This is a genomic window from Ruegeria sp. CDSA020 (assembly GCF_059612345.1).
Window position 1 is genome coordinate 1 of record NZ_JBXWQK010000018.1, and the last position, 10,218, is coordinate 10,218.

Here is a 10,218-nt window from a genome sequence, read left to right on the forward strand (position 1 = left end):
ACAGCCGAAAGCTTCCTTGGCTTCGTAGATATCATTTCGATCCGCCTCTGGATCCGCCATTTGTCAACATGACCTAGCAGCACCCGAATCGCCATACAAGAAAAAACGCTCTTGAGCGAACGGGTAATTTTTGTCTGCCGATAGATAATTATGAAAACACTACAAACATTGGCTCCAAATGGAGCAGCCATGTCGGAAACGGCAGGGCAGGGGACTTGTACGCCAAAAAAATGGATGCTTCTTCGGGCCGTTGAAGAGGCCAGAGAACCTCTTGGGGTAAAATCCACAACTCTCAATGTCCTGAGAGCGATGATTTCCTTTATGAGTGGGGATCAGATTTCTGCGGATCAGGATGATCATCATATCTGCTTTGCTTCCAACGTAGCGATCGCCAAACGAACTCATGTCAGCGTGCAGACTGTTGAACGCCATATCTCGGCGCTGGTTGAGCTTGGGCTTATCCGTCGCGTCATGAGCGCAAACGGTAAACGTTGGGCACGTCGGAACCGACAGGGCAGGGTGGTCACTGCAACTGGACTGTCCTTGATGCCTTTATCTGAACGGCACTCTGAGTTCATCCAGGAAGCCCAGAGGCACGCTGATCGAGTTCTCGAGTTCACTGTACTCCGCGACAAGGTATCGGCCGCTCTGGCGCGCCTCAGAGAGCTCGTAGCAGACGACACCGCGATCTCAGATTTGATGGCCACCGTGCGCAATGCTCTGCGTCGCAAACCAGAAGCAAATGTACTAGGCGAACTTCTGGCGGAGATCTCTGTGGAAATCTCCCAGATAAAACAGGCAGACACAGAAAATTTGAGGGCCAATGACCATGAAAATGAGGGGCACAAAGAGGACTCTTTGAATCCGATAGTTAAGAAAGAAAAACATTCTCAGGTTCAAGTTTCTCCAGATCAAATGGAGCGCAGCTTTCCACGTTTGTGCTCGGAACTTCGCTTTGCCCGGGATCAGTCGCATTGTGACCGGCTTATGGACGATATCGCCGAGTACCTACGATTTGGTCAGACCTGGTATGCTATGAAATCTACATATGGCCCAGCTCTCCGTTTCATGGTGCTCGGATATATCTTTCAACAAGCTGAGAACATAAAATCTCACCAAGCCTATTTGATTACTCTGACCTCGAAAATCGATCGGGGAGATGTGCAACCAACCGCATTGTTGGCGCATAGTTCAAAAATCCGCAGAAGTGCAGGGCATACCCATGATATCTCCTCACGCTCATGAGTTCAGAACAATAGGTGCAGTACATGCCATCGGTCTATTGTGAATAGAATGCCAATGTATTACATTGTACTACAATACGGAAACAGGTGATTGCGATGAGTACCAGCCCATATTCAATCCGTCTCGATGAAGACCTGAGAAAGACCCTGGAACGGGAAGCTGCGATCGAAGATCGACCGCCTGCACAACTCGCCGTACGGGCAATTAGAATGATGTTAGAATCCAAAGCCGCTAAACGTGCAGCCATTGATGCCGCTGTTGTAAAAGCAGACCAAGGCAAGTTCATCACGGCAGACGAAATGAATGCCTGGATAGACAGCTGGGATACCGAGAATGAACTTTCGGCTCCGGTAGCAAGCGGGCAATCCAATAGCCAATGAAGATTGTATTTCTCGAAGATACGGCCCGGGACATTCAATGGTTCCGTTACTACTACACGTCAGTTTTTCCTGAAGGCAGCGAAAGGGCACGAGCTCAGCTCAAAGCCATTCAGCTTACTCTTGCAGCCAACCCTTATGCAGGTCACCCGAGTGACACACGCCGAGACATACGGGAGCTCTCAGTGCCGCGAACCCCATTCACGCTGATCTATCGTGTAATGCCCACCCAGATAGAAATTCTGCGTCTATGGGATACCCGGCAGGGCGCGGATTACTGAAACCAGGAGTTTAAATTGGTGGCATCAAGCGGGCAGGGTAGGGGCGGGCAAGCAACCGAACCTACTCTGCTGTTAGATCGCTAGATTCTGAACAGGGGCGGAAATCGGACTTTCGCTGCGGTGGCGAACAAGGCCAACACTCTAGCGATAGCGGTCATTCATTGTAAGTATTAGGCTGATTGCGCTGGGTTAGCAGCCCGATAGAACTTGCGTCAGGCTCAACAGCACATTCCAAAGATGTTTGGTCGCACCAATACGGCAGTCGACGTTGCGATCCCCACAACAAGATCAAACATTTGAGAGCTCCTTGCTGCTTTCTTTTGCCAAGCGTTAAGCTGGCGTTGCAGATACCCTAGTCCGCAACATTTGCGTGGTTGACAGGATGAGTTTCTGTGAAAGGCGGGAAAAACCGTTGACCCGCAATTTGTTCATGCGGTTTTTTTTAAATTACTCGATACTAATATGTATGAATTTAGACTAGGGCAATGGGGCGAAAAGCCATCCGATATCTAGCTACCTATTCATCAAAGTATGCGTTATGCGTTGTGTAGATTGCCTGAATGGTTGGCGTCAAACGGTCAAGATGCGTACGAAGAACTTGATCCGCCGCCCACGCATCCCCGCTGAACAGGGCCTTTAAAAGAGATTGATGATCCAGATACAAATCATCCATTGCTTCTTTGCTGGTTAACGCCAGCATGCAAAGGCGGTCAACCTGCGCTTTGTTTTCGGCGATGATTTCAAACGCAAACGCCTGTTTGGCCGAGGCGCAAAGCTGTTTGTGAAACTGGTAGTCCAGATCATGGAACAAATTGACATCTTCTGCTGAGATTGCATCCGCCTGTTCACGAAGGTTGGCTTTTAATGCCGCGTCTACCGACTTGTCGCGATCTGACACGGCAGTGCGGATGACCTCCAATTCGACTGCGGCACGCACAAAGCGGGCATTCGCGATGAGCTGGCGTGAGAACGGTCGAACAACTGTCGCGCGTTGTGGCCGCACCAAAAGGAGATTGAGGTTGGAAAGTCGCGTGAAAGCCTCGCGCACAGGCTGGCGTGAAAACCCGAATGATTTCGCAACATCCGTTTCGGATATCTTTGTCCCTGGAAGCAGCTCCAGGCGGGTGATTTGTCCAAACAGTTCGTCAAAGACGACATCGCTACTCGTCGTACGTTCAAGGGTTCCCAAAGCTGCCATTTTTTGTTTTCCAACCTCTGTTTGGCGACATTGTGGCAGATCAGAGAGGGAATTAATAGAGTTAATTAGGATACTAGGTTACATTATATTCATTGTTCTAAAAGGAAAATATCACATATCTAAAGAGTATTTAGAAAATAGATGTTGACTAGTATCCCAGTTATCGTGTTGGGTGTGCCCATCAACGAGGGCGGAGCAAGTGTGCTAGCTGGGAGGAAATCAGATCATCCAAATTGGGGTGAAGGCTGATCTGGCGTGACCACTTGCAAGGTTTCGAACACGATCGCCGGTCAAAGACGACTGGAAGAAAACAAGACCTGAACCTGATCTGGGAGGATAGAATGTTCAATTTTTCACTAAAGTCTGTGGCTGCGACGGCTGTTTTGTTAAGCGGGGTTTCAATCGCACAGGCTGATGTCACACTGCGCGGGGCAAGCATGTTTGATGAAGAACATGCATTCACTAAGACCTTGCGCGAGTTTGAACGGCTGGTCGCGGAGAAATATGATGGCGAGGTCGAATTTGATCTGCGCCTGAATGGTGAGCTTGGGGTTGAATCCGATTACGTCACCTACCTCAACCAAGGTGTCGCCGTAGATTATACGATCCTTGCCCCGTCCAACATGGCGGTGTTTTCAGATTCCATTCCTTTGATGGATATGCCTTTCCTGTTCCGTGATCTTGAACACTGGGATGCGGTCCTTTCGTCGGATGCGCTGAAACCCCTTGAGGACGATCTGCGCGAAGCTGCAGGTATCGTGATCGTCGGGTATCACGGCGGTGGTGTACGGAATCTCGCCTCTGCTGAGCCCATCACAAACATGGAAGAGCTTGCAGGACATCGTATGCGCGTCATGGGGGCCCCAATTCAGGCCCAGACATTCTCAGCTGTTGGAGCGGCACCATCTGCCATTGCCTACAACGAAGTCTATAACGCAATCCAAACAGGCGTCATTGCCGGATTTGAGAATGAAGCGGCCTCGATCCAGAACCTGAAGTTCTACGAAGTTGCGCCGCATGTCTCATTGACCCAGCACACGATCACGGTGCGCCCAATTGTGATGTCAGCAAAAATCTTCGATGAACTGCCTGCTGAGTTGCAAGCCGCTATCATGGATGCCGGCACCGAGGCCGGTGCTTTTGGCCGCGCGTTGGAGAGCGGTCAGGACGGCGAAAAACTTCAGGCAATGATCGACGCAGGTCAGATCGAAGTGCATGAGTTCGAGGGTCGCGAGAAAATGCTGGAACTGGTTCAGCCAGTGCAGGACGCCTATGCCGAAGAGCTGGGCGCGACAGAACTGCTCAACAACGTTCGCGGAATGTGATCTCCCAGCTGACGGGCGAGTAAGTAATCAAACTCGCCCGTTGGCATAAATCCCGATGCGCTTGGCGCGTCACATTGCGATGTAGGGTGGAACATGCTTGGAAAATATCTGGATAGGTTCTGCACTGGGCTTCGTATATTGCTTGGCGTGATGATGGGGGCATTGGCGATACCGGTTGCGATGCAAGTTGTCTCTCGCTACACCGGTTTGATCCCAACTTATCTTTGGACCGAAGAACTGGCGACGTTCCTGTTCGTTTGGATTGTGATGATCGGGTCTATTGTCGCTGTTTGGGACGGCACCCATTTTGACGTTCGAATTACCCGCAACGCAATGAGACCGCTGCCACGTTTGTTCCAAGACGGCATCGTTCACGTTGCCATCATGATTTTTGGGGCGTTCTTCCTGTTTTACGGCATCGAATACACCGAATTTGGGGGCAACCAACGATCTGTAATGATGCGTGCAAACCTCGCGATCACGCACGTATCGGTCCCGATTGCCGGAGGGTTTTGGTTTCTCCTGTCAGGCTACCGGTTGTCCGAAACCATCGCGAAATATCTAAACCGAGAGAGCAGCCAGACATGATCCTCGATACTGCAACTGCCGCCACGATGCTTATTGCTGGCTTTCTGGTGCTGATTTTCATCCGCATCCCAGTGGCATTCGCATTGGGTTTGGCGACCCTCCCGGTTGTGTTGCTTGAGCTGCGGCTGACCCCGTTCATCGTGCTGGATCGGATGTTCCAATCCTATAACTCCTTCATCTTATTGGCCGTTCCATTCTTTCTACTGGCGGCCAACCTGATGAATTCCGGCAAAGTAACCGACCGGCTGATCGAACTGGCCCGTGTGCTAACCGGCTGGATGCCCGGCGGATTGGGTCATGTAAATGTCGCTGTGTCGATGCTGTTCGCTGGTATCTCCGGATCTTCCACAGCAGATGCGGCGGGTATCGGAAAAATCCTGATCCCAGCCATGCAGAAAGAGGGGTACGACACGCAGTTTGCCGTTGCTATCACGGCCTGCTCTTCGGTGATGGGGGTCATCATCCCGCCGTCGATTTTGATGATCGTTTGGGGCGGTGTCATGCAGGTCTCTGTCGGCGCATTGTTTTTGGGCGGCGCGATTCCGGGCCTGATGATTGGCCTCGCCTTGATGGCTACGGTCTATGGTTTCGCAAAAGCCCGCAATTACCCGGTGACGGCGACGCCGAACTGGGGTGAATTCTGGGCCGCTTGGAAAGGCGCCGCACTGGCCCTTTTGACACCGGTCTTTGTGATTGGCGGTATTGTAGGTGGTCTTGTCACACCAACTGAAAGTGCAATCATAGCGGCGGGTTATGCGCTGATCTTGGGTATGTTTGTCTATCGGACGGTCACTGTCAGAGATTTGGGTACGATCCTCTATGACACCGCACGATTTGCAGCCATCTCTCTGTTTGCGATCGGCACCGCCTCGGCATTCGGATGGCTACTGTCGTTCTACGATGCGCCGCGCCTGATTGTCAGCGTTCTGACTGCTTGGGAGTTCGGGGCATTTGGAACGGCTATCTTGATTGCCCTTCTGTTTCTTCTCTTTGGCCTGTTCATCGATGCAATCCCGACAATCATCATTCTTGGCACGGTTCTGATGCCGGTGGCACAGGCGGGTGGGGTCGATCCAATCGCATTTGCCATCATCGGTATCGTTTCGCTTGCCTTCGGGCTGGTGACGCCGCCCTACGGCTTGTGCCTGCTGATCTCAGCGGCAATTGGCGGCCTGAATGTTGTGCAAGTCCTGCGTGAGGTCGTGCTTATCCTTGCCCCAATGCTGGTCATCCTCATTCTGTTGGCGGCATTCCCCGAAATCATTCTGTGGCTCCCAAAGGCAGTTATGCCGGGGGCGTTCCGATAATGGCGTCTCAACTTGCGCTGTGAGCGCTCTGAGAGGGCCGCCAACTGAAACCCGTGACACAAGCGAAGCTGGCGCTTTGTAATAGGAAGGACCGACATGAAACTTGCAGGTAAAACCGCCATTGTAACCGGAGGAGGCCGTGATATTGGCCGCGCGGTTGCGATCAAACTCGCCTCCGAAGGCGCAAATGTTGCGATCAACTATTTTTCCAGCTCAAACGGCGCGGATGAAGCTGTTGCCGCAATCGAAGCCAACGGCGGTAAGGCGATTGCCGTGCAGGGCGACCTGAACAAGAAGGCGGATGTTGACGCGCTTGTGTATCGCACGGTCGAAACCTTTGGCGGCGTCGATATTCTGGTCAATAATGCAGGCGGTCTGATCGCCCGCAAAACCATTGCGGAAATGTCTGTTGAACATTGGGACGCCGTGATGAGCCTGAATCTGACCAGCACATTCCTGATGACGCAGGCTTGCCTGTCCAGGATGACGTCTGGAACTATCGTCAATCTCGCCAGTCAGGCCGGGCGCGATGGTGGTGGACCGGGTGCCGTCGCCTATGCCACAGCCAAGGGCGCGGTCATGACCATGACACGCGGTTTGGCAAAAGAGGTCGGCCCAGACATTCGTGTGAATGCACTTTGTCCTGGCATGATCGATACCGATTTTCACAATGTTCATACACCTGATGCTGGTCGACGCGGCTTTGAAGCCAACGCACCGCTAAAGCGTCAGGGTCATGTCGATGACGCTGCAAATCTCGTTTTATTTCTGGCCTGCGAGGACAGTGCCTTCGTCACGGGCGCAAACATTGATCTCAACGGTGGCATGCTGTTTTCCTAACAAGCAAGGAGAGAACCTGTGCCCAATTTCCCGATCGTCTCTACAGGTGAACATGTCACGCGGCAGGTGCTATCTGATCATCCTGACCTCATGGTTGTTGCCTTCCGGTTTCACGCGACCGGGGCGATTGGTGCCCTGCACAGCCATCCGCATGTGCAGGCGACCTATGTCGAAAGCGGTCGATTTCGGTTTACGTTGGGTGAGCACGAACAAGAGTTTGGCCCCGGTGAAAGTTTTGTCATCCCGCCCGGCCAAACCCATGGCTGCACATGCCTGGAACCTGGGACATTGGTCGACAGTTTCACGCCCCGCCGCGATGATTTTCTGTAACTGATATGCGTGTACTGGCAATCGGCGAATGCATGGCAGAACTTGCCCCATCTGAACGGGTTGGTGAATTCAAGCTTGGTTTTGCGGGCGATACCTTCAATACAGCATGGTATCTTGCACAAATCGCCGCAGATATCGACGTCAACTATCTGACGGCTGTCGGAGATGATGCGATTTCGCAGGATCTGCGGGCGTTCATGAAAGACAGCAGGATATCCGACACGCACGTCCAAGTCATTGCGGGCAAAACGATTGGGCTATATCTCATCCATCTCAGCAATGGTGAGCGCAGTTTTTCATACTGGCGCAGCGACTCTGCCGCCAGGCAACTTGCGGTCGACGAGATTGCACTCGGGCGGGCAGTTAAGGGCGCAGACTTAATCTACTTTTCTGGAATAACCCTCGCTATTCTCGATCCACAATCACGCGAAATGCTGTTCGATGCGTTGCGTCGTGCACGTGCATCCGGAACGACTGTTGCCTTTGATACAAATCTAAGACCACAGCTTTGGTCTACGCCGCAGGAAATGACAGACACAGTTATGAAAGCTGCTGCGCAATCCGATATCGTTCTGCCATCTTATGATGACGAAGCCGTATGGTTCGGGGACGGCGATTCAATTGCGACGCTGGATCGGTATGCAAAGGCTGGTGTCGATCAGATTGTCGTCAAGAACAGCGCGCAGCCTGTGGTTTTTCAAAAAGCAGGTCAACGTGGAGAGGTAGGCGTTGATCCAGCGACGGGCATTGTCGATACCACTGCGGCAGGGGACAGTTTCAATGCAGGTGTCTTGGTAAGCGTTGTTAGGCAGGATGATTTGGCAACAGGCATACGCAAGGGGTGTCGTCTGGCAGGCCATGTCGTCCGTCACAAAGGCGCACTCGTCCCGGTTAACTTAGATCTTGGTAAGGATGAGACGGGTTAGTGATACGTCTTGATCAAGGAGTAGCAAGATCATGAAACAGACTTGGCGCTGGTTTGGCCCTTCTGATGCGATCTCCATTGGCCAAATCAGGCAAACCGGTGCAACCGGCATCGTCTCAGCCTTGCACCATGTTCCAACAGGAGAGGTTTGGTCAGTCGAGCACATCAAAGAGCGGCAGCAACAGATTGAGCAGCCCGGAGGCGTTCCATCTGGATTGACCTGGGACGTTGTTGAAAGCGTTCCGGTGTCCGAAGCGATCAAATCGCAAACCGGCCCGGTAAGGCAACACCTTGAAATGTACAAGGAAAGCCTACGTAATTTGGCCGAATGTGGCATTCACACAGTCTGCTACAACTTCATGCCAGTGCTGGATTGGACGCGCACAGACCTGAGCCATCCGCTGCCACATGGTGGGCACGCAATGCGGTTTGATCTCTTGGATTTTGTCATGTTCGATTGTTTCATCCTATGCAGGCAACGCGCGGAGCAAGATTATTCAGCGGTGATCATAGAAGCCGCACGGGCCCGGTTTGCAGATCTGGGTGATGGAGATCGCCTGAAACTGTCGAACAATATCGTCGCTGGTTTGCCGGGGGCGAACGACAATTGGTCTCTTGAGGACGTGAAACGAAACCTCGACGCATATGTTGGCGTGACGCCCGAAACCCTCCGCTCCAACCTGGTTGAATTCCTTTCCGAGGTTGTTCCAACGGCCGAAGGCCTCGGCGTCCGGCTCTGTTGCCATCCGGATGACCCACCTTTTCCACTGCTTGGGCTTCCACGGGTCATGTCGTCGCAAAGTGATTACGCGACCGTGTTGGATGCCGTTGACAGCCCGGCAAACGGAGCAACGCTATGCACCGGGTCATTGGGTGTTGCCGAAGACTTCGACCCAGTATCCTTCATTGCTCAGCACGGCCATCGGATCCACTTTGTACATCTTCGCAATACCGTGCGGGACGGTTCAAGCGACCGCAATCGCCATAGTTTTTCTGAGTCTGAACATTTGGCAGGAGACACAGATATGGTTGCAACAATTCGCGCCTTGATGGTCGAAGAAACGCGGCGCCGCAATCAGGGGCGATCAGATTATGAGATTCCCATGCGCCCGGACCATGGCCACGCTTTGCTGAACGATCTCACTCGTCCTTCCCAGCCCGGCTACCCGCTCATAGGCAGAATGCGCGGCCTCGCCGAACTGCGCGGTGTTATGCACGGTTGCACTTTGATTTCACCTGGGTCCGATGCCGATATTCGCGGCATTTAAGTGAGCGTCTGCTCCTCCGGACTGATCAGACCTTTTGCCGGGCTTGATGATACCAGTATGTGATCAGAAGACGAAAGTAACCTATCGGCAGAAGTCCGCTGTGTGCGCGCTTTGGGTCTTGAGCGTTTGGAAATGCTGCGCTTTGCATGAAGGTCCGGTTCGAGGAAACCGGTTGGTCGAACTGTCGGCGCCTAGATGTCCGTTAATGGGATGTACCGGCTGCTTCACCCAGGAGGTTAGCCATGCCGCAGATGCGAGGTGTTACTGCGTCAGCAATAGCTGCGACTGCACAAGTCCGGTTTGTCGGCCCTCCCGCATTTGGTGTCCCTCGCAGCTAAGGTCCGGAGCGCGCCCATTCTAACCAATGCTGCAAATTGCACGGATGTCTGCACTTGGATTGATGGATCGTTAGAAAACGGCAATCCGAAGGATTTGGTAATCTTGCGAACGCGTGGGGCTAGGTCGTGTTGACAAAAGGGATTCACAGCGCCCGCTGATCGTGATTCAAGCCGGTATCTGCGATGGAGGCCAGCT

The 10,218-nt window shown here is 52.7% G+C and carries 12 protein-coding genes; 10 read left to right on the top strand and 2 right to left on the bottom strand.

Going from position 1 to position 10,218, the window contains the following annotated elements; genetic code table 11:
• A partial coding sequence (locus AC2FJW_RS19480) for a hypothetical protein (protein WP_496751163.1) occupies nucleotides 1-191 on the bottom strand: 191 nt, incomplete at its 3' end.
• Between AC2FJW_RS19480 and AC2FJW_RS19485 the strand changes: the two genes are divergently transcribed.
• The 3 genes from AC2FJW_RS19485 (at nucleotide 190) to AC2FJW_RS19495 (ending at nucleotide 1,903) form a co-directional block, all read left to right on the top strand.
• Complete coding sequence (locus tag AC2FJW_RS19485) at nucleotides 190-1,245, top strand: helix-turn-helix domain-containing protein (protein WP_496751165.1); 1,056 nt, start codon at nucleotides 190-192, stop codon at nucleotides 1,243-1,245. The genes AC2FJW_RS19480 and AC2FJW_RS19485 overlap by 2 nt on opposite strands.
• Nucleotides 1,246-1,340: 95 nt before the next feature.
• Nucleotides 1,341-1,625 carry a CopG family ribbon-helix-helix protein gene (locus AC2FJW_RS19490; protein ID WP_496751167.1) on the top strand — a complete coding sequence of 95 codons (285 nt, stop codon included), beginning with the start codon at nucleotides 1,341-1,343 and terminating at the stop codon, nucleotides 1,623-1,625.
• Entirely contained in the window at nucleotides 1,622-1,903 is a 282-nt protein-coding gene (locus AC2FJW_RS19495; protein ID WP_170424991.1) for a type II toxin-antitoxin system RelE/ParE family toxin, read from the top strand. The genes AC2FJW_RS19490 and AC2FJW_RS19495 overlap by 4 nt, the downstream gene beginning before the upstream one ends.
• 517 nt (nucleotides 1,904-2,420) lie before the next feature.
• Here AC2FJW_RS19495 and AC2FJW_RS19500 read toward each other — a convergent pair.
• A complete protein-coding gene (locus AC2FJW_RS19500) occupies nucleotides 2,421-3,101 on the bottom strand; it encodes a GntR family transcriptional regulator (protein WP_496751169.1) in 681 nt (226 codons plus the stop codon).
• A 341-nt stretch (nucleotides 3,102-3,442) separates the two neighbouring features.
• Between AC2FJW_RS19500 and AC2FJW_RS19505 the strand changes: the two genes are divergently transcribed.
• From AC2FJW_RS19505 to uxuA, 7 genes are all read left to right on the top strand, one after another.
• The gene (locus AC2FJW_RS19505) at nucleotides 3,443-4,426 is read left to right on the top strand and encodes a TRAP transporter substrate-binding protein (protein WP_496751171.1); all 984 of its coding nucleotides are present in this window, start codon (nucleotides 3,443-3,445) and stop codon (nucleotides 4,424-4,426) included.
• Nucleotides 4,427-4,519: 93 nt separating this feature from the next.
• A complete protein-coding gene (locus tag AC2FJW_RS19510) occupies nucleotides 4,520-5,014 on the top strand; it encodes a TRAP transporter small permease (RefSeq protein ID WP_282027911.1) in 495 nt (164 codons plus the stop codon).
• Nucleotides 5,011-6,321 carry a TRAP transporter large permease gene (locus AC2FJW_RS19515; RefSeq protein WP_496751172.1) on the top strand — a complete coding sequence of 437 codons (1,311 nt, stop codon included), beginning with the start codon at nucleotides 5,011-5,013 and terminating at the stop codon, nucleotides 6,319-6,321. Before AC2FJW_RS19510 ends, AC2FJW_RS19515 begins: the two co-directional genes overlap by 4 nt.
• 96 nt (nucleotides 6,322-6,417) lie before the next feature.
• Nucleotides 6,418-7,161 (top strand): SDR family NAD(P)-dependent oxidoreductase, encoded by a 744-nt coding sequence (locus AC2FJW_RS19520; RefSeq protein ID WP_496751174.1) that lies wholly within the window; start codon nucleotides 6,418-6,420, stop codon nucleotides 7,159-7,161.
• An 18-nt stretch (nucleotides 7,162-7,179) separates the two neighbouring features.
• Nucleotides 7,180-7,491 carry a cupin domain-containing protein gene (locus AC2FJW_RS19525; protein ID WP_142640366.1) on the top strand — a complete coding sequence of 104 codons (312 nt, stop codon included), beginning with the start codon at nucleotides 7,180-7,182 and terminating at the stop codon, nucleotides 7,489-7,491.
• A 5-nt stretch (nucleotides 7,492-7,496) separates the two neighbouring features.
• Nucleotides 7,497-8,417 (top strand): sugar kinase, encoded by a 921-nt coding sequence (locus tag AC2FJW_RS19530; protein ID WP_496751176.1) that lies wholly within the window; start codon nucleotides 7,497-7,499, stop codon nucleotides 8,415-8,417.
• A gap of 31 nt (nucleotides 8,418-8,448) precedes the next feature.
• On the top strand, nucleotides 8,449-9,684 hold the full coding sequence (uxuA, locus tag AC2FJW_RS19535) for a mannonate dehydratase (RefSeq protein ID WP_496751177.1): 1,236 nt from the start codon (nucleotides 8,449-8,451) through the stop codon (nucleotides 9,682-9,684).
• The last annotated feature ends 534 nt before the right edge of the window (nucleotides 9,685-10,218 follow it).